Annotated in this window: 20 protein-coding genes and 1 pseudogene; 12 read left to right on the top strand and 9 right to left on the bottom strand. The window is 75.4% G+C overall.

Going from position 1 to position 17,769, the window contains the following annotated elements; all coding sequences use genetic code 11:
* Positions 1-104 precede the first annotated feature (104 nt).
* The gene (locus ACFQH9_RS13805) at positions 105-878 is read left to right on the top strand and encodes a sulfite exporter TauE/SafE family protein (RefSeq protein ID WP_379566443.1); all 774 of its coding nucleotides are present in this window, start codon (positions 105-107) and stop codon (positions 876-878) included.
* Positions 879-915: 37 nt separating this feature from the next.
* Complete coding sequence (locus tag ACFQH9_RS13800) at positions 916-1,281, top strand: VOC family protein (protein WP_379566442.1); 366 nt, start codon at positions 916-918, stop codon at positions 1,279-1,281.
* Positions 1,282-1,329: 48 nt separating this feature from the next.
* Here the strand turns inward: ACFQH9_RS13800 and ACFQH9_RS13795 are convergent, their stop codons facing one another.
* Together ACFQH9_RS13795 and ACFQH9_RS13790 are read right to left on the bottom strand one after the other, a co-directional pair.
* A complete protein-coding gene (locus ACFQH9_RS13795) occupies positions 1,330-2,193 on the bottom strand; it encodes an EamA family transporter (RefSeq protein ID WP_379566441.1) in 864 nt (287 codons plus the stop codon).
* A 3-nt stretch (positions 2,194-2,196) separates the two neighbouring features.
* Positions 2,197-2,715, bottom strand: a complete 519-nt coding sequence (locus tag ACFQH9_RS13790) for a MarR family winged helix-turn-helix transcriptional regulator (RefSeq protein ID WP_379566440.1) — start codon at positions 2,713-2,715, stop codon at positions 2,197-2,199.
* A gap of 84 nt (positions 2,716-2,799) precedes the next feature.
* Here ACFQH9_RS13790 and ACFQH9_RS13785 point away from each other — a divergent pair, with 84 nt between their 5' ends.
* The gene (locus tag ACFQH9_RS13785) at positions 2,800-3,579 is read left to right on the top strand and encodes an SDR family NAD(P)-dependent oxidoreductase (protein WP_379566439.1); all 780 of its coding nucleotides are present in this window, start codon (positions 2,800-2,802) and stop codon (positions 3,577-3,579) included.
* A gap of 263 nt (positions 3,580-3,842) precedes the next feature.
* The gene (locus ACFQH9_RS13780) at positions 3,843-4,412 is read left to right on the top strand and encodes a hypothetical protein (RefSeq protein WP_379566438.1); all 570 of its coding nucleotides are present in this window, start codon (positions 3,843-3,845) and stop codon (positions 4,410-4,412) included.
* Here ACFQH9_RS13780 and ACFQH9_RS13775 read toward each other — a convergent pair.
* Positions 4,402-5,463: an NYN domain-containing protein gene (locus ACFQH9_RS13775; RefSeq protein ID WP_379566437.1), complete on the bottom strand. Its 1,062-nt coding sequence runs from the start codon at positions 5,461-5,463 to the stop codon at positions 4,402-4,404. The two genes, ACFQH9_RS13780 and ACFQH9_RS13775, sit on opposite strands and share 11 nt — an antisense overlap.
* A 140-nt stretch (positions 5,464-5,603) precedes the next feature.
* On the opposite strand from ACFQH9_RS13775, the gene ACFQH9_RS13770 reads away from it, so the two are divergent.
* Positions 5,604-6,188: a dihydrofolate reductase family protein gene (locus tag ACFQH9_RS13770; protein ID WP_379566436.1), complete on the top strand. Its 585-nt coding sequence runs from the start codon at positions 5,604-5,606 to the stop codon at positions 6,186-6,188.
* A 46-nt stretch (positions 6,189-6,234) separates the two neighbouring features.
* Here ACFQH9_RS13770 and ACFQH9_RS13765 read toward each other — a convergent pair whose 3' ends face one another.
* Both ACFQH9_RS13765 and ACFQH9_RS13760 read right to left on the bottom strand, forming a co-directional pair.
* Positions 6,235-6,552 carry a hypothetical protein gene (locus ACFQH9_RS13765; protein WP_379566435.1) on the bottom strand — a complete coding sequence of 106 codons (318 nt, stop codon included), beginning with the start codon at positions 6,550-6,552 and terminating at the stop codon, positions 6,235-6,237.
* A 207-nt stretch (positions 6,553-6,759) separates the two neighbouring features.
* A complete protein-coding gene (locus tag ACFQH9_RS13760; RefSeq protein ID WP_379566434.1) occupies positions 6,760-8,355 on the bottom strand; it encodes an FAD-dependent monooxygenase in 1,596 nt (531 codons plus the stop codon).
* Between the two features lie 168 nt (positions 8,356-8,523).
* Between ACFQH9_RS13760 and ACFQH9_RS13755 the strand changes: the two genes are divergently transcribed.
* Genes ACFQH9_RS13755 through ACFQH9_RS13745 form a run of 3 tightly spaced genes read left to right on the top strand, consistent with a single transcriptional unit; the run spans position 8,524 to position 12,070 of the window.
* On the top strand, positions 8,524-9,192 hold the full coding sequence (locus tag ACFQH9_RS13755) for an ABC transporter ATP-binding protein (RefSeq protein ID WP_379566433.1): 669 nt from the start codon (positions 8,524-8,526) through the stop codon (positions 9,190-9,192).
* Complete coding sequence (locus ACFQH9_RS13750; protein ID WP_379566432.1) at positions 9,189-10,409, top strand: ABC transporter permease; 1,221 nt, start codon at positions 9,189-9,191, stop codon at positions 10,407-10,409. Before ACFQH9_RS13755 ends, ACFQH9_RS13750 begins: the two co-directional genes overlap by 4 nt.
* Positions 10,410-10,438: 29 nt before the next feature.
* Entirely contained in the window at positions 10,439-12,070 is a 1,632-nt protein-coding gene (locus ACFQH9_RS13745; protein WP_379566431.1) for an HlyD family efflux transporter periplasmic adaptor subunit, read from the top strand.
* 49 nt (positions 12,071-12,119) lie between these two features.
* On the opposite strand, the pseudogene gvpJ reads toward ACFQH9_RS13745, so the two are convergent.
* A pseudogene (gene gvpJ, locus ACFQH9_RS13740) lies at positions 12,120-12,404 on the bottom strand (gas vesicle protein GvpJ); the annotation flags it as partial.
* 163 nt (positions 12,405-12,567) lie between these two features.
* Between gvpJ and ACFQH9_RS13735 the strand changes: the two are divergent.
* Together ACFQH9_RS13735 and ACFQH9_RS13730 are read left to right on the top strand one after the other, a co-directional pair.
* Positions 12,568-13,374: an SDR family oxidoreductase gene (locus ACFQH9_RS13735; protein WP_379566430.1), complete on the top strand. Its 807-nt coding sequence runs from the start codon at positions 12,568-12,570 to the stop codon at positions 13,372-13,374.
* Between the two features lie 17 nt (positions 13,375-13,391).
* Positions 13,392-14,039, top strand: a complete 648-nt coding sequence (locus ACFQH9_RS13730) for an alpha/beta fold hydrolase (RefSeq protein WP_379566429.1) — start codon at positions 13,392-13,394, stop codon at positions 14,037-14,039.
* 49 nt (positions 14,040-14,088) lie between these two features.
* Here ACFQH9_RS13730 and ACFQH9_RS13725 read toward each other — a convergent pair whose 3' ends face one another.
* Positions 14,089-14,538: a DUF2795 domain-containing protein gene (locus ACFQH9_RS13725; RefSeq protein WP_379566428.1), complete on the bottom strand. Its 450-nt coding sequence runs from the start codon at positions 14,536-14,538 to the stop codon at positions 14,089-14,091.
* A 118-nt stretch (positions 14,539-14,656) separates the two neighbouring features.
* On the opposite strand from ACFQH9_RS13725, the gene ACFQH9_RS13720 reads away from it, so the two are divergent.
* Positions 14,657-15,319 carry a mycothiol-dependent nitroreductase Rv2466c family protein gene (locus ACFQH9_RS13720; RefSeq protein ID WP_465269522.1) on the top strand — a complete coding sequence of 221 codons (663 nt, stop codon included), beginning with the start codon at positions 14,657-14,659 and terminating at the stop codon, positions 15,317-15,319.
* Between the two features lie 3 nt (positions 15,320-15,322).
* Here ACFQH9_RS13720 and ACFQH9_RS13715 read toward each other — a convergent pair whose 3' ends face one another.
* On the bottom strand, positions 15,323-15,808 hold the full coding sequence (locus ACFQH9_RS13715) for a hypothetical protein (RefSeq protein ID WP_379566426.1): 486 nt from the start codon (positions 15,806-15,808) through the stop codon (positions 15,323-15,325).
* A gap of 146 nt (positions 15,809-15,954) precedes the next feature.
* Between ACFQH9_RS13715 and ACFQH9_RS13710 the strand changes: the two genes are divergently transcribed.
* Positions 15,955-16,794: a methyltransferase domain-containing protein gene (locus ACFQH9_RS13710; protein WP_379566425.1), complete on the top strand. Its 840-nt coding sequence runs from the start codon at positions 15,955-15,957 to the stop codon at positions 16,792-16,794.
* A 14-nt stretch (positions 16,795-16,808) separates the two neighbouring features.
* Here the strand turns inward: ACFQH9_RS13710 and ACFQH9_RS13705 are convergent, their stop codons facing one another.
* Complete coding sequence (locus ACFQH9_RS13705; protein ID WP_379566424.1) at positions 16,809-17,654, bottom strand: SMP-30/gluconolactonase/LRE family protein; 846 nt, start codon at positions 17,652-17,654, stop codon at positions 16,809-16,811.
* Positions 17,655-17,769 lie beyond the last annotated feature (115 nt).

The following is a 17,769-nucleotide window of genomic DNA, read 5'->3' as shown; positions in this document are numbered from 1 at the left end:
GCTGCCGCACGATGGTGGCGCACGGAAGGGGACCGGATGACGCGCGTGCTCTCGAGGGGCCGGACGAAGCCCTCGCCGGCGGAGACCCCGGGCACACCCGTCCCGTGAGCGCCTGGCAACTCGGCTTCCTGTTCCTCGCCGGGCTCGGCGGCGGTCTCACCGGCTCCGTTGCCGGGCTCGCCTCGCTCGTGTCGTACCCGGCGCTGCTCGCCGTCGGCCTGCCGCCGGTCGTCGCCAACGTGACCAACACCGTCGCGATGCTGGGGACGACCGCCGGCTCGGTCGCCGGATCCCGCCCGGAGCTCGTCGGGCAGGGCCGCACGCTCCTGCGGCTGTCCCTGCTCACCGGCGTCGGCGGGGCGGTGGGCGGTGCGTTGCTGCTGGTCACCCCGTCGGACACGTTCGAGGTGATCGTGCCGTGGCTGATCGCGCTGGCGTCGCTGCTGCTGGTGGTGGCGCCGCGGCTGCGGCGGTGGGCCGAGCGCCGCGCCGAGTCGTCCGGGGCGGGGCGCGGGGCCACCCCGCTCGGCCCGCTCACCCTCGCCGCCGCCTTCGCGGTCGCGCTCTACGGCGGCTACTTCGGCGCCGCCGCGGGCGTGATGATGCTGGCGCTGCTGTCGGTGGCGTGGTCGCAGAGCCTCGCCCGGTCCAACGCGGCCAAGAACGTCGCGGGCGGCGCGGCGAACGTCGTCGCGGCGGTGGTGTTCGCGTTCGTCGCGCCCGTGAACTGGGTCGCGGTGGCGGTACTCGGCGCCGGGCTGCTCGTCGGGTCGCGGACCGGGCCGGCGATCGTGCGGCGGGTGCCGGCGACGCCGCTGCGGATCGCCATCGCGCTGGCCGGGCTCGGGCTGGCGGTGAGCCTGTGGCTCCAGGCGTGAGCGATGAGTTCCGGGGCCCGCGCCGGTCCCTCCTGGCGTGACGACGATCCAGCCGATCATCCTGACCGCCGACCTGCCCCGGATGCTCGCCTTCTACCGCGGCCTGCTCGACGCCGAGGAGACCGTGCGCCAGCCGCCCGAGGGCGAGCCGTTCTACGTCGGCCTGCGCGCGGGTGGCGCCGAGTTCGGGCTGGTCAACGACGAGAAGGCGCCCGCGGCCCCCGGCCCCGTCCTGCTCAGCCTGGACGTCGACGACGTGCGCGCCCGCCTCGGGCGCGTCGCACGGCTCGGCGGCACCGTGCTCGGGCCGCCCAACGACATGCCGTGGGGCCAGCGCGTCGCGCACCTCCAGGATCCGGACGGCAACGCCGTCAACCTCACCCAGCCCGTGCCGCCCGCCTGACGCTCGCCGCGATCGGGTCGAGCCTCCCGCACACCGACGCGAGGAGGGTCAGGACACCGCGATGAGCACCGCGGCGGCGGTCGCCACGGCCAGTCCGAGCACCTGCCCGCGCGAGAGGCGCTCGCCGAGCACGGCGACGCCGACCACGGCCGGCACGAGCGGGTAGAGCGAGGACAGCACCACGGCCACGGTCACGAACTCGCTCTGCGCCGCGACCAGGTAGGCGGTCAACGCCACGGCGGCGAGCACCCCGGCGCCGCCCGCCGCGGCCGCCTCCCGGGACCCGGCCCGTCGCTCGCCCTCCGCGGACAGGGCGCGCATCAGCGTGCAGGCCAGGACCCCGACCGCGACGAGGGCGGTGACCCGGCCCGCGAGGACGGGCCACAGCCCGGACCCGGGAGCGGCCCGGGCGAGCGCGAGGTACTGGATCGCGATCCCGACGCCGGAGACCAGGCCGTCGGCGACCGAGCCGTGCGTCGCCCCGGTGTCCCTCGACGGGTCCGCCGGGCCCCGGGAGACCAGCCAGAGCGCGGGCAGGGCCAACCCGACCCCGACCCACGTCGGCCAGGCCGGCCGCTCGCCGAGCACGGTGGCCCCGACCAGGACGGGAAGGGCGACGCCGCCGACGGCGCTCACCGGCACCACCACCGACATCGCGCCCCGGCCCATGCCCCGGAAGAGGAACGCCATCGCGAGCCCGGTCCCCAGGCCGGACGCCCCTCCCCACAGGAGGTCCCGCCCGGCGGGCGCCGCCGGCGTCAGCAACGGGGCGGCCGCGGCCACCGCGAGCAGCCCGCCGAGCTGGCCGAGGAAGGCCACCCGCGCCGCCCGCATCCGCCGGGCGACGATCCCCCCGACGACGTCGGACAGCCCGTAGCTCAGCGCGGAGACCAGGGCGAGGGCGGCGCCCACGGCTCACCGCCCCCGGTCCCGCTCGGCCTGCCCGACGGGGCAGACCGCGCCCTCCGTGCACCGTGCGCGGTCGCAGAGCCGGCAGAGCACCTCCGCGCTGCCGACCTCGGCGTGGAGCCGGGTGAGCAGCCCTTCGAGGAGGTGGGTCAGGGCGCGGCGGTCGTCCTCGCCGAGGCCGGCCAGGACCTGCTCGGTTCCGGCGGCCCGGGTGGCGAGGACCTCCCCGACCGTCCGCTCCCCGGCCTCGGTCAGCGCGACCGGGACCGTCCGGCCCGCGCCGGGGCCGCGGCGGGCGAGACCCGCCGCCTCCAGCGACGTCACCATCCGTGCGGTCGCGGGCTGGGACAGCCCGACCCGCCGGCCGAGCTCCGTCACGCTCACCCCGGGCGCGTGGGCGAGCACCACCAGCGCGGCCGCGCCGCTCACGCTGACCCCGGCCGCCTCCCGCACGCGGGCCAGGATCAGGTCGGACAGCGCCAGCGCGGCAGCGCCGAGCAGGTTGCCGAGGCGCGAGTCATGCATGAGTTATGCATACCCGGCCCGTCACGGTCGAACCGTTCCTGAGCGAGCGTTCAGTTCTGGGCGGTTTCCTGGTAGTCCTGATCCATGGCCCGTCTCACGAAGCTCAGCCGGTCGGTCGCCGACCGGGTCGTCCTCGTCACCGGCGCCGCGAGCGGGATGGGGCGGGCGACCGCCCACCTGCTCGCCGACGAGGGCGCGAAGGTCGGGATCGTCGACCGCGACGCCGACGGCCTCAAGGCCGTGGCCGACGAGATCCGCGGGGTCGGGGCCGCGGTGCACCCCGTGGTCGCCGACGTGTCGGACCCCGCAGCGCCGGCCGCCGCCGTCGCCGAGGTCCGCCAGGAGCTCGGCCCGCTCGACGGCCTGGTCAACAACGCCGGCGTCAGCATCCACCTGCCCTTCGAGGACGAGGGGTTCGCCGAGGCCTGGGCCACCACGCTGGCCGTCAACCTCACCGCACAGACCCTGTTCGCCCGGGCCGCGCTGCCCGACCTGGTCCGCAACGGCGACGGCCGGATCGTCAACATCGCCTCCACCGAGGGCCTCGGCGCGACCGCCCAGATCGTCCCGTACACCAGCTCGAAGCACGGCGTGATCGGCCTGACCCGCTCGCTCGCGGTGGAGTACGGCAAGACCGGCGTGACCGTGAACTGCGTGTGCCCGGGCCCGATCCGCACGAACATGACCGCGCGGATCCCCGACGGCGACAAGGAGATCTTCGCGCGGCGCCGGACCGCGCTGCGCCGCTACGGCGACCCGGAGGAGGTCGCCCACGCCACGGTCTCGCTGCTCATGCCCGCGTCGTCGTTCATCACCGGCGCGACGATCGTCGTCGACGGCGGCCTGACGATCCGGAACGCCTGACTCCACGCGAACCGCACCACCGCCGCGGCCGGTTCCTCGACGTCGGCCTCGGTGGTGCTCGCGGCCGCTCGCCCGCTCACCGACGAACCTGAGAACGGGACCCCGCACGTCCGGCCGATCCCACTGCTCCCCCCGGAGCAACCCGTGGCCGCTCGCCTCGCCCGGAGCACGGATCGGCGGTGCGGACGCAACCTCCCCCTCAGGTCGCGCGTCCTTCCGTCGTGCCCGGCCTACCGTCTCCGCCGACACGAGAGGAGACGCCGATGGGCCGCACGCACCTGATCCTGGCCGGTCTGGCCACCGCCGGGGTCCTCACCCTCAGCGCCTGCGGCTCCGGGGCGCAGGACCAGCAGGTCGCCCCGCAGGCGCAGACCCAGACGCAGGGGCACGACATGTCGTCCATGCAGGGCCACGACATGTCGTCCATGAGCGGCGCGATGTCCGGCACGCACCACGGCGACGGCGGCGTCGAGCTGTGGGCGGTGCAGAGCGGCCCCCTCGGCACGGTCGTCACCGACGCGGCCGGGCACGTGATGCACCGCTACGACGGCGACACCGCCGCGCCCTCCACGACCACCTGCACCGAGGACTGCGCCGCCGAGTGGCCGCCGGTCCTGCTCGCCGACGGCGAGCGGCCGGCCCTGATGGGCGTCGACGAGAGCAAGGTCGGCACGGTCACCCGCGAGGACGGTACGAAGCAGGTCACGCTCGCCGGCTGGCCGCTCTACCGCTACGCCGGCGACGACGGCAGCCTCAGCACCGCCGCGGGCCAGGGCACCGGCGGCGTCTGGTTCGCGGTCGCGCCCGACGGCTCCAAGGCCGTCACCCCCTGACCGAGAGCACGTAGTCGCCCAGCTCCTCGTCGCGCTCCATCTCGACGAGCCCGCGGGCCCGGGCGGCGCGGACGAAGGTCAGGAAGCCGTTGAAGCCGTAGCGCTTCTCGCTGAAGTCCGGCCGCCGCTTCCGGAGCTGGTTCTTCAGCCCGGAGAGCTGCGGGCGGCCCAGCTCGCCCACGACCTCCACGAGCAGGCCGAACGCCTCGTCCGGCCCGGGCTCCGGGAAGGTCACCGACGGGTCGCCCTGGGCGGAGCCCTCGCCGAGCTCGACCACGCCCTCCTCCTGCAGGTGCCGCAGCAGCTCGCCGAAGCCGCGGAAGCCGTGGTCGCCCTCGTCGAAGGTGGGGTCCTTGCGCAGGATCGCCCGCTTGATCCGGGAGGCGAGGACCGGGCCGTCGGCGTGCCGCTGCAGGCCGGCGAGCGTGCTGGCCACGAGCTTGCCGACGTCCTCGTGGTCCTCCGCCTCGGCGGGCGCCGCCTCCTCGGGCTCCGGCTCGGGGGCCGGCACCGGGTCGGGCTCGACGACGACGGCGGCGCGGCTCCTGGCCCGCCGGGGCGCCGGGCGGGGTTCGACGCCGGGGAGCCGGTCGTAGAACAGGAACTCGTCGCAGGCCGGCGGCAGCAGCCGGGAGGTCGACGACTCCACGCCGATCCCGATCACCCGCTTGTCCATCTCGCGGAGCTTGTGCACCAGCGGGGTGAAGTCCGAGTCGCCGGTGCCGATCGCGAACGTGGTGATGAACCCGCGCTCGTAGGCCAGCTCGATCGCGTCGACCGCGAGCTTGATGTCCGCGGCGTTCTTGCGGGTCGCCCCGAGCCGCTGCGGGATCTCGATCAGCTCCACCTGCTGGCGGGCGAGCAGCCTGCGGTCCTCGTCGAAGGCGGACCAGTCCGCGTAGGCCCGCCGGGCCAGGACGCGGCCGCGCTCGGCCAGCGCGTCGGCCACGGGGCCCAGGTCGAAGGGCGCCACGCCCAGCCCGTCCCGCGCTCCGATCGCAAGGTTCTCGTAGTCGAGGAACAGCGCGATCCGCTCGTCGTCGTTCTCCACCGGGCGGAGCCTAACCAGGGCCGACCGGTCGGCTGAGGGCGGACGCGCCGATGAATCCCGGGGCCCGCGCGGGTCCTCCCTTCGTCGCGCGGCTCAGCGGGCGGAACCCGCCAGCCGGACGGGCGAGACGGGAGACGACGATGAGCGGTCCGATCCGGCTGTACATGTCGATGTCGCTCGACGGCTTCATCGCCGGCCCGGACGACCGGACCGGGCAGGAGCTCGGCCGCGGCGGGGGACGGCTGTTCAACTGGCTCGACGACCGCGACCGCGCGGGCCCGAACGGCCAGGTCTTCCGGGAGGCGCTGGAGACCGGCGCGGTGATCGCGGGCCGCCGGACCTTCGAGCTCGCCGGCCGTTGGCAGGGCGATCACCACGCCGGCGTGCCCGTCCTCGTCCTCACCCACCACGTCGACGACGGGGACGTCCCGCCCGGCCACACGCGGTTCGTGACCGACCTCCACGAGAGCGTGCGCGAGGCCCGCGCCGCGGCCGGCGGCAGGGCCGTCCTGGTGCACGGGGCAGGCGCAGCGCAGTCGCTGCTGCGGGCCGGGCTCCTGGACGAGATGGAGATCCACCTGGTCCAGGTGCTGCTCGGCGACGGGCGGAGGCTGTTCGACCACCTCGCTGGCCGCCGCACCGAGCTGGAGCTCGTCCGCCGGCTGGACGGCCGGGACGTCGTCCACCTCCGCTACCGGGTGCACCGCGCGAGCGACCCGGCCTGACGCCACCGCTCCGGCGGCCGGCTGCCGTCGCGCTCCCGGTGTCCGCTCAGTCGGGCGCGGTCCGCTTCCACGCCACCACGGCGGCGCCGGTGAGGGCGGCCCCCACCGCCGCCACCCCGCCCGCGATCTTCGCGACGTGCACGGCCTTCTCGGTCAGCCGGGCGCGCAGCACCTGCAGGCCGGAGTCGAGCCGGGCGAGGCTCTCGCCGAGCTCGGCGCGGGCGCGGACGACCTCCTCGTCCCGGCCGCCGTGCTCCGCCTCGAGCTGCTCCCGGACCTCCGCCCGCAGCCGCGCCGACGAGACGGCGGTGCCGTCCACGACCGGCCGCCCGTCCGTGCTCGCCGGCTCGTTCCGCCTGCCCACGGTGCCTCGCCTCCGTCGAACGGCTGGTGCCTCACCATCCATTCAACGCGACCCGGGGGGCGCCCGGCCACGGCCGAACGGAGGGGTGTGCACGAGCGCGAACGCACGCCCCGCTCAGCGCCGATGCTCGCTCCGCGAGCTCCGCTCAGCGCCGTTGCTCGCTCCGCGAGCTCCGCTCAGCGCCGTTGCTCGCTCCGCGAGCTCCACTCAGGCGAACACGCGCCCCAGGTACCCACCGACGCCGGCGACGTCGGACGCCCGGCCGCGGTGGCCGAGGTACCCGTCGGGCCGGACCACGAACGCCTCGCCGTCGCCGGCGCGCAGGTGGGCCCGGACCTCGCCGGCGCCGTCGCGCAGCACCGGCACCCCCAGCGGCGGGACCTCGGCGCCGGGGGCGAGCACGGCGACCGCACGGATCCGCCCGTGGGCGAGCTCGGCGGCGGTGGAGGCGAGCTTGTCGAAGTCCGCGGTGCCCGCGGCGGTGTCCGCGTACAGCAGCAGCGTGTGGCCGGGACCCGCGAGCTCGGGGAACAGCCGCACCGGGAACCGCACGACGTCCCGGACCAGGCCGCGGGCGTCGGGCAGCCGGTCGCCGGGCTGCGGTGCGTCGACCGGAAGGCCGGGATCGGCGGGGGAGACGGCCGGGCTGCCGCGGTAGCCGACCAGCAGCTGCGCCTCGCGGCGGACCGTCGTCCACGGGTCGTCGCGGTCGATCTGGACCCCACCGCTGGTCGCGGCCCGGACGGTCCGGCCGACGACCTCCTCGCCCACGGGCCGTCGCTCGGCGTCGTAGGTGGCGAGCAGGCCCGGCGCCGCGATCCCCTCGACGGCCAGGGCCAGCCGCCACGCCAGCGCGACCGCGTCCTGGATGCCGGTGTTCATGCCCTGCGCCCCGGTCGGCGGGTGGATGTGCGCGGCGTCGCCGGCGACGAACACCCGGCCCCGCCCGTAGGCGTCGACGATCCGGTGGCTGATCCGGAACACCGAGGACCAGCGCAGGGCCGACGCGGTGCACGGCTCGGGCGCGAGCCGGTCGAGCACGGCCTGGATGTGGTGCAGCCCCGGCTTCCGGCCCGCCTCGAAGCCGTGCGCGACCTCGCCGCTCGCGGGCGTGGCGAGGTCGGGCGGGACCAGCATGGACATCCGGTAGCGCCGGTCGCCCGGGAGCGGGATGGCGACGAGGAGGTCGTCGCCGCGGGTGGCGCGCAGGCCGTAGCCGCGCGGGAGCGACCAGTCCACCTCGACGTCGCCGAGCATGTACTCCTCGGCGAACGCGCCGCCCTCGAAGGAGAGCCCCAGGCCCTTGCGGACCGCGCTGTGCGCCCCGTCGGCCCCGACGAGGTACTTCGCCCGCACCCGCCCGCCGCCGGACAGCTCGGCCGACACGCCCTCGTCGTCCTGGGTGAAGGCGCGCAGCTCGACACCGCGCTCGACCCGGGTCCCGTACCCGGCCAGGGCCTCGGCCAGCAGGCGTTCGGTCTCGTACTGCGGCAGCGCCAGGAAGGCGAACGGCACGTCCGGCGGCACGTCGATGTCCATCCGGGCCACCTGCTCGCCGTCGCGCAGCACGATCTGGCCGCGCATCTCGAGCCCGGCGTCGAGCGCGGGCCGCAGGACGCCCGCCGCCTCCCAGAGCTCGAGGGTGCGCGGCTGGATGCCGACGGCCTTGGCGTACTGCGGGGGCTCGACGAGCGTGTCGATCACCCGGCAGTCGACGCCGCGGCGGCGCAGCTCGAGCGCGGCCGTCAGACCGACCGGGCCGGCGCCGACGACGAGCACGTCGACGGAGGTCTCTTCGGGCATGGCTCCCCCTTGTGGTGTCGCAGGCACTCGGGGGAGCGGACCTGGACGCTACCGATCAGCGGCCCGGACCGGAAGAACCCGCCGGATCCGCCCGACCGGGTGATCACCGGACGCACGTCCGGTCGTTGGGCCGAACGGGTGGTTCGGGGGGACCACGGCGGGGGGACGATGATCGAGCTGGAGCACGTGTCGAAGGTCTACCGGACCGGGGACATCGCGCTGCGGGCGCTCGACGACGTGAGCCTGCGGATCGACGACGGGGACCTCGTCGCGATCATGGGCCCCTCCGGGTCCGGCAAGTCCACGATGATGAACATCCTCGGCTGCCTCGACGTCCCCTCCTCGGGCACGTACCGCCTCGACGGCACGGACGTGGGCCGGCTCTCGGACGACCGGCTCGCCGACATCCGCAACCGCAAGATCGGCTTCGTCTTCCAGTCGTTCAACCTGCTGCCGCGGACCTCGGCGATCCGCAACGTCGAGCTGCCGATGGTCTACGCCGGCACCGGGGACCGACGCAGCCGCGCCCGCCGTGCGCTGGCGCGGGTCGGCCTCGCCGAGCGCGCGAACCACCAGCCCAACGAGCTCTCGGGCGGCCAGCAGCAGCGCGTCGCGGTGGCCCGCGCCCTGGTCACGGACCCGACGATGATCCTCGCGGACGAGCCGACCGGGAACCTCGACACCACCTCGACGGTCGACGTCATGAACCTCTTCGTGGAGCTCAACGAGGCCGGCCGGACCATCGTGCTGATCACCCACGAGCCCGAGGTCGCCGAGTTCGCCAAGCGCGTGGTCACCCTGCGCGACGGCCACGTCGTCGGGGACGAGCGCCGGTGAACCTCGCCGAGGCCGCCCGGATCGCCGCGCGCGGGCTGCGCACCAACAAGCTGCGGTCCGTGCTGACCATGCTCGGCATCATCATCGGCGTCGCCGCGGTGATCATCCTGGTGGCGTTCGGCAACGGGCTGCAGCGCTTCGTCGCCGACGCCTTCGGCCCGCTCGCCAACCAGATCCAGATCACGAAGACCCAGGGCGCGATCAGCGGCAACCGCGCCGCGCGCGACCTCACGGACGCCGACGTCGACGCCCTCTCCGACAAGGGCCGCGCGCCCGCCGTCGCCTCCGTCACCCCGTCGGTGAACGGCAGCGCGCTGCTGCAGGTGCTCGGCGACGGGCAGTACCGGTCGTCGATCCTGGGGACCCAGGCCGACTACCTCGAGGTCGCCAACCGCGAGCTCGTGGTCGGCTCCTTCTTCGACGAGCAGCAGGCCCGGAACAAGGCCAAGGTCGTGGTGCTCGGCCCCAATCCGGTGGCCACGCTGTTCGGCGGGCAGGCCGGGGAGGCGCTGGGCAAGGACGTCCGGGTGGGGCGCGCGACCTTCCGCGTGGTCGGCGTGCTGAAGGGCAACGGCCAGCAGGACGACGTCGCCGTCATGCCGCTCGGGGCCGCGCGCAGCTATCTGCTCGGCGGGGGCGACGTCGTCGACTCGATCACGCTGCGCGCGGTCTCGACGGACGCGGTGCCGCAGGCCGTGCAGGAGGCCTCGGCGATCCTCGACCAGCGGCACGCGATCCGGGACCCCGACGAGCGGGACTTCACCGTCACCGCGCTGCAGAGCCTGCTCGACCAGTCCTCGCAGGTGCTGTCCTTCGTCACGGTCTTCGTGGCGGCGGTCGCCGGGATCTCGCTGGTCGTGGGCAGCATCGGCGTCGCGAACATCATGCTGGTCACGGTCACCGAGCGGACCCGCGAGATCGGCATCCGCAAGGCCATCGGCGCCCGCCGCCGCGCGATCCTCCAGCAGTTCCTGATCGAGTCGATGATCCTCACCGGGGTCGGCGGGGTGCTCGGCATCCTGCTCGGCATCGGGCTGTCGGTGGCGGCCGGGATCGTGCTGCCCCAGCTCGTCACCGACTTCCCCGCCCCGTCCGTGTCGGTGGGCTCCGTGGTGCTCGCCTTCACCGTGAGCCTGCTCATCGGGCTCGTCGCGGGCGGCTACCCCGCCAACCGCGCCGCCCGGATGCGGCCGATCGACGCCCTCCGGCACCAATGATCCCGACGACCCGGGGAGTGATTCCCACCGTGAGCGCACGGACCGCAGCGAAGACGACCCGGGCCCGCGCGCTGCGCGCCGCCGGGCTGGCCGGACTGCTCGCCCTGGCCGCGGCGTGCACCGGGGACACCCCGACGGCGCCCACCGCCGTCGTCGACCGCGGCACGGTGTCCACCGCCGTCTCGGCCTCGGGCAGCCTCGTCTCGATCACGCAGCAGAACCTCGGGTTCGCCGACCGCGGGCAGATCGCGGAGCTGTTCGTGCAGGTGGGCGACGCGGTGCAGGCCGGCCAGCCGCTCGCCCGGCTCGACGACGCCGCCGCCCGCTCCCAGCTCGCCTCCGCCCGGGCGAAGCTGGACCAGCAGCGGGCCTCGCTCGGCAAGCTGACCGGCGGGAACTCGGTCGAGGCGGCGCAGGCCGCCCTGGACTCGGCCCGCAGGATCCTCGACGCCACCCGGGAGCAGGCCGCGGCCACGGACGCCGCCGACGCCTCCGCGGTCGAGCGGGCGAAGGTGCAGCTCGCCTTCGACGAGAAGCAGCTGGAGCTGGCGAAGACACAGCTGGCGAAGGACCAGAAGGCGTGCGCGGCGGCAAGCACCTCACCCTCGACACCCGCCGGCCCGGGGACACCCACCGATTCCGCAGCCTCCAGCCGTCCAGGGCTTCTCGGCCTCACCGCCTCAGCTGAGGAGGCCGACGCCCCCTCGACCGATCCCGCCTGCGCCGCCGTCCCCACGGACAAGCAGGCCGTGCAGACCGCCAAGGGCACCGTCGTCGCCTCCCGGACCGCCCTCGACGCCGCGGAGCACCAGCGCGACACCGACCGCGCCACCGGTCGCGTGAACATCGCCAACGCCGAGAGCGCCGTCTCCGACGCCGAGAGCCAGCTCGACAGCGCCGGCAACGACGCCCCGGCCGACATCGACGTGCAGGAGGCCGTGGTCCGCGACGCGGAGAACACCGTCGCCGACGCCCAGCGGGCCGTCGACAACGCCGTGCTGCGCGCCCCGGTCGCGGGCACCGTGTCCGCGATCAACGGCGCGGTCGGGGACTTCGTCGCCGCGGCCGGTGGCGCCACGCCGCTGGCTCCCGGCACGGACGCCCGCATCCCGGCGCCCGCCGGTTCCGGGGACGCCGTGACCGACCCGTCCGGGGACGGCGCCTTCATCACGCTGAACGACCTGCAGACCTTCCAGCTCGTCGTCCCGTTCGAGGAGAGCGACGCGGTGCAGGTCCGGCCGAACCAGCGGGTCGACGTGACCGTGGACGCGGTGCCGGACCTGACCTCGCCCGGCACGGTGGTCGCCGTCGCGCCGACCGCCGACCAGATCTCCGGCGTGGTCAGCTACTACGCGACGATCGTGCTCACCCAGGTCGACCCGCAGCTCAAGGACGGTCAGACCGCGCAGGCGGACGTGCTGACCCGGACCGTCGACGACGTCCTCCGCGTCCCGGCCGCCGCGGTGCGCCAGGAGAACGGGCGGACCGTGGTGTCGCTGCCCGGCTCGGACGGCCGGCCGGTGACCCGGGAGTTCACCGCCGGGCTGGTCGGGGACCGCTACACCGAGGTCCGCGCGGGGCTCGACGAGGGCCAGGAGGTGCTCCTGCCGCAGGCCACGGTCGAGGCGACCCCGAACGGCGGCGGCCGCCCCGGCGGCTGACGCGGCGGCGCGGCGCGGGACGGCGCGGGAGGTCTCAGCGCATCGCCTTCTCGGTGGTCTTCTGCAGGATCTCGGGCAGGTCGGTGCCGCGCTTCTCGCTGCTGTAGAGGTCGAGCCGGTTGGTGGCCTCGGCGAAGCGCAGGAAGGTGTCCACGCTGGCCACGACCACCCGCGCGTCGATCGTGAGGAGCTCGATGCCCACGATCGAGACGCGGACGAACACGTCGATCACGAGCCCCTTGTCCAGGATCAGCTCGACGACGTCGGCCAGCCCGCTGGAGCCACCCCCGCCCGAGCGCTGCACGTGGCCGCCACCCGTCGTCGCCACCGTCACCGTGTCCTCCCTCCGTCGACGAGATCAGGTACCCGATCCGGTGAGGACGGACGCGCGGCGGCGGGAAGTTGGGCCGCGCGGGTGACCGCGGGCGGCCGTCGGGGCGAGCCGACCGGGTCGCCGCGCGGGGCGTGACTCGGCGCAGGGCGGGCATCTGGACCGTATGGAGACTCCCCACGACTTCCCCCGCACCGCGATCGTCACCGGCTCCGACTCGGGCATCGGACGGGCCACCGCCGTCGCGCTCGCGAAGGCCGGCTGCGACGTGGGCATCACCTGGCACGCGGACGAGAAGGGTGCCGAGGGCACCGCGCAGGAGGTGCGCGAGCTGGGCCGCCGGGCCGAGGTCCGCCGGCTCGACCTGACCGGGCTGCCCGGCGCCGCGGACGTCGTCGACGAGCTGGCCGAGGCCCTCGGCGGAGTGGACGTGCTGGTCAACGGCTCGGGCACCGGTACCGCGACACCGCTGCTGGAGCTGGGTTTCGACCAGTGGCGCGAGGTGATCTCGACCGATCTCGACGGCGCCTTCCTCTGCCTGCAGCGCGCGGCCCGGCGGATGGTCGCGGCGGGCCGCGGCGGCCGGATCGTCAACATCACCAGCGTGCACGAACACGCGCCCCGGGTCGGCGCGGCGCCGTACTGCGCGGCGAAGGGCGGCCTCGGGCTGCTCACGAGGACGGCGGCGATCGAGCTCGCCGAGCACGGGATCACCGTGAACGCGGTCGCGCCCGGGGAGATCGCGACGCCGATGACCGGGCAGGAGGACGAGGACCCCACGCAGGCCGGCCGGCCCGGGGTGCCGCTGGGCAGGCCGGGGCACGCGTGGGAGATCGCCGACGTGATCGCGTTCCTCGCCTCGCCCGCCGCGTCCTACGTCACCGGCGCCTCCTGGGTGGTCGACGGCGGGATGCTGCAGATGGGCCCGATGGCGGGCTCCCACCTGACCTCCGACGACTGGCGGCGCGGCTGAGCCGGGACGCAGGGCGAATGCGGTCCTTCGTCCTCGTGCCCGGGCTCGGGCTGTCCGGCGCGAGCTGGGGCCCGACCCTCGGCGTGCTGGGGGCCGGGGCGGAGGTCGTCACGGTGCCCGGCTTCGGCGAGCGCGCGCCCCGCCGCACCGCACTGGATCCGGCGGCGCAGGCCTGCCGGGTCCTGGAGTCGGCGGACCTCGCCGGCCGGGTCGTGCTGGGGCACTCGGCGAGCTGCCAGATCGTGGCGGAGGCGGCGGCCCGGGCGCGGCGGCCCCCCGCGGCGCTGGTCCTCGTCGGACCGACGACCGACCCGTCCGGGCGGTCGTGGCCGCGCCTGGCGGAGCGCTGGCTGCGCACGGCCGCCCACGAGTGGCCGGCCCAGGCCCCGCTGCTCGCGCGCGACTACCTGCGCACCGGGCTCGGCGGGATGGCGCGCGCGATGGACGCGGCCCGCCGGCACCGGATCGAGCCGGCGCTGGCGGCGACGCCGTGCCCGGTGCTCGTCGTCCGGGGACGGCACGACCGGATCGCGCCCGCGGGCTGGGCCGAGCACCTCGCGCGCACGGCGCCGAGGGGGCGCGCCTTCACGCTGCCGGAGGGCGGGCACATGGTGCCGCTGACCCACCCGCAGCTGGTGGCGCCGATCCTGCGGGGCCTCGGCTGACGGCCCGGCCGGAACGACCGGGCGGCCGGTCGCCGCCCGGCACCGTGCGTCAGGCGTCGTCGGGCCGGCCGCCGAGGTGGTCCTTGATCTCCTTCATCACGGTGTTGGGCCCGTCGACCTCGCGCAGACCCTTCAGGGTCTCCACCAGGTCGTCCGGCGCGCCGTTCCCCTTCGCCAGCTCGGCGAGCTGCCCGCCGTCGGCCGGGTAGTCCGCGCCCTTGAGGTACTTCTGCACCTCGTTGACCTGGAAGGCCGGGCCCTCGACGTCCTTGTACTGCTTCTCGTCCTTCGAGTTGCCGCCCGGGGTCGGGCCGCCGAGCTCGCCCTTCAGCTCGGCCATCACCGTGTTCGGCCCGTCGACCTGGCGGAGCCCGCGGAGGGACTCCACCAGCTCCTTGTCGGCGCCGTTCTTCTCGGCGAGCTTCGCGAGCTCACCCCCGTCCATCGGGTAGTCCGCGCCCTTGAGCGCCTTCTGCACCTCGGTCACCTGGAACGCCATGCCGGAGGCGTACCCGACGCGCGCCGCGTCACGCCCCACGTTCGGCGCGGGCCGCACGTACGGTGGACCCGTGACCGATCTCCGGTTCTACTTCGACCCGGCCTGCCCGTTCGCGTGGATGACCAGCAAGTGGGTCCGCACCGTGCAGCGCCGGCGCCGGTACGAGGTCGAGTGGCGGTTCGTCTCCCTGCGCCTGCTCAACGCGCACGTCGACTACGAGGCCCACTTCCCGGCGGGCTACGAGGCGGGGCACACGGCGGGGCTGCGGCTGCTGCGGCTGGCCGCCCGGGTGCGGGAGGAGCACGGGTCCGGGGCCGTCGGGCCGCTGTACGAGGCGCTCGGCGAACGGCTCTACGAGCGGACCGAGCAGCCGGACGAGGGCGCGTCCCGGACGCGCGCGATCGCGGCGGAGGCGCTCGCGGCGGTCGGGCTGCCGGCCGGGCTCCTCACCGCGCTCGACGACGAGGAGCTCGACCAAGTGGTCCGCGCCGAGACGGACGAGGCGCTCGCCCTGACCGGCAAGGACGTCGGCACCCCGATCCTGCACTTCGCGCCGCCGGAGGGGACCGCGCTGTTCGGACCCGTGATCAGCAGGCTGCCGGCCGAGGAGGACGCGGTCCGGCTGTGGGACCACGTCGTGGCGCTCGCCGGGTTCCCGGGGTTCGCCGAGCTCAAGCGCAGCCTGCGGGAGCGGCCGCAGCTGCCCTCCTTCGGCGTGCGGCCGGGCGAGGTCGGGCTGGAGGAGGACTGGCACGCCGGGAGCCGGCGGCTCAAGCGCTGAGCCCTACTTCCGCAGCGCCTCGTACACGGCGGCCGTGACCATCCCGTACGCGAGGTGCGGGACCAGGTCGCGGAGCCACGAGCTCGCCGGCCAGGTGCGCGGGTCCGTGACGCCCAGCACCGTCATGGGTCCGGTGGTGCCGACGTTCGCCGCCAGTCCCGCGACCACGCCCCGCAGCGGCAGCGGGAGCGAGCGCAGGGCCGGGTCGGCGAACGCGTAGGCGACGCCGGTGCCCAGCCCCGCGCCGATGCCGAGGAGCGCCCCGATCCCGGAGCGCCGGTTCGCGGCGGTGTCCTGGTCCTCCCCCAGCGAGACCCCGGTGAGCCCCTCGGCCTTCTCGACCGTGTCCTCCGGCGTGGTGCTCGCCGGCCGTCCGGTGACCGTCATGTCGAGGTAGGTGACCGCGTCGAGCGCGGTGGTCCCGGCCGCGCCGGCGACCAGACCCGCGAGGAGCGGCGGGGTGCGGCGTGCCCTGCGGAGGAGTGTCATGGGAGCGGGTTCCCGGAGCGCCCGCCCTCCATGCCCCGTGGCTCCTGTCGCGCCCGGTGGTCCGGCCGATCACCGGGTAACGTGCCATCGAGCCGGAGCGAGCCCGCTCGTGCGGTCCCCTGCACCGGTCCGCCGAGGGAGCGCCCATGAGCACCGCCGACCCCGCCGACCCCGCCGACGGGGCCATCGCGCTCCACGACTTCACCGACCTCGACCACGCCGCGCTCCCGGTGACCTACGTCGCGGCGCTGGAGGCCTTCGACCGGCTGCCGCTGCTGCGCGAGCTCAAGGCCCTCGCGATCGAGCGCACCGGGACCGGGCCGGGCCGCCGGGTCCTCGACGTCGGGTGCGGGTTCGGGCTCGAGACGCTCCGGCTCGCCCGGCTCGTCCAGCCGGGCGGCGCGGTCACCGGCGTCGATCTCAGCGCGGACTTCGTCGTCGAGGGGCGGCGCCGGGCGAGCGTCGCGGGGGTGCCGGTCGAGCTGCTCCAGGCGGACGCGCAGCACCTGCCCTTCGCCGACGCGTCCTTCGACGTCACCCGGATCGAGCGCGTGCTGATCTACCTCGACGACCCGTGGCGGGCGCTGCGCGAGATGGTGCGCGTGACCCGCCCGGGTGGCGCGCTCGCGATCATCGCGCCGGACTTCGACACCAACACGGTCAACGTCCCCGACAGGGACCTCGGCCGGGCGGTGCTGACGCACGAGTGCGACACCGCCGTGGTGCACGGACTGATGGTCCGCGACCTGCGCGGCCACCTCCTCGACCTCGGCGTCCACGACGTCCGCGTCGCGAGCCGGATGGTCGTGTTCGACCCGGACCTCGCGGCCCAGTACTTCACCGGCATCGGCCGTTCGGCCGGCGCGGCGGGAGTGATCGACGAGGAGGCGACCGAGCGCTGGGTCGCGACGATCGCCGCCCTGCACCGCGCCGACCGGCTCTTCGCCGCCATCGGCTACTACCTGTTCACCGGGCGGGTCGGCTGACCGCCGGCTGGCCGTCAGCCGGCGAACTCGAGCACCGGCAGGCCGCGCACCCCGGGCGCGACGGCGAACAGCGCACCCGCCAGCGGCTCCGCCCCCGGTTCCACGCCCTCGGCCGAGGTGGTCACGTAGAGGGTCTCGAGGTCCGGGCCGCCGAAGGTGCACGCGGTGACCCGGGAGACGGGCAGCCGAACGCGGGCGTCGAGCCGGCCGTCGGGCGTGTAGCGGTGCACCGCGGAGCCCTCCCAGAGCGCGACCCACACCGCGCCCTCGGCGTCGACGGTGAGCCCGTCGGGGTGGCCGCCGGCGATCTCGACGAAGGGCCGCCGGGACGCGGGGCCCGTGTCCAGGTCGAACACGTCGGTCCGCCCGGTCGGGGTGTCGTTGTAGTAGACGCGCGTCCCGGTGGGGTCCGGGCAGAACCCGTTCGAGACGGTGACGCCGGTGAGGACCGGGCGGGCGGTGAGGTCCGGGTCGAGCCGGAAGAGCGTGCCGGCGCCGGGGCGCTCGTCGTAGGCCATGCTGCCGCACCAGAAGGCGCCGTCCGGGGTGCAGCCGCCCTCGTTGAACCGGATGCCGGGGTCGCTCCACACCGGGCCGAGGTCGCGCTCGCAGCGGAGGTCGTCGTCGAGCAGGAGCAGGTTCCGCTCGGCGGCGAGGACGACGCCGCCGCCGCGGCGGGGCCGGAAGGCGGCGGCCACGTCCGCGACGTGCGTGCGCCGGACCTCGCCGCCCGCCAGCTCGAGGATGTCACCGGCGAGCATGTCGACCCACCGGAGGCCGGGCCAGGAGGGGTGCCAGACCGGGCCCTCGCCGTGGTGGGCCACCGGCCCGGTGACCGGCTCCGCCGTCAGCTCCCGCATCACGCCCTCCTCGTCCCCGTGAGTGCCCATGGTCGCGGAGCGCCCATGGTCGCTCCACGAGGGGTCGACGAGGGGCCTGGCGGGGTCAGGCGTTGCGGACGGCGGCGGCCTGGTG

The sequence above is a fragment of the Pseudonocardia lutea genome (assembly GCF_042658055.1).
In the GTDB taxonomy this organism is placed as follows: domain Bacteria; phylum Actinomycetota; class Actinomycetes; order Mycobacteriales; family Pseudonocardiaceae; genus Pseudonocardia; species Pseudonocardia lutea.
The sequence above is the reverse complement of the archived record's forward strand: the minus strand, read 5'-3'. Positions and strand labels throughout refer to the sequence as shown.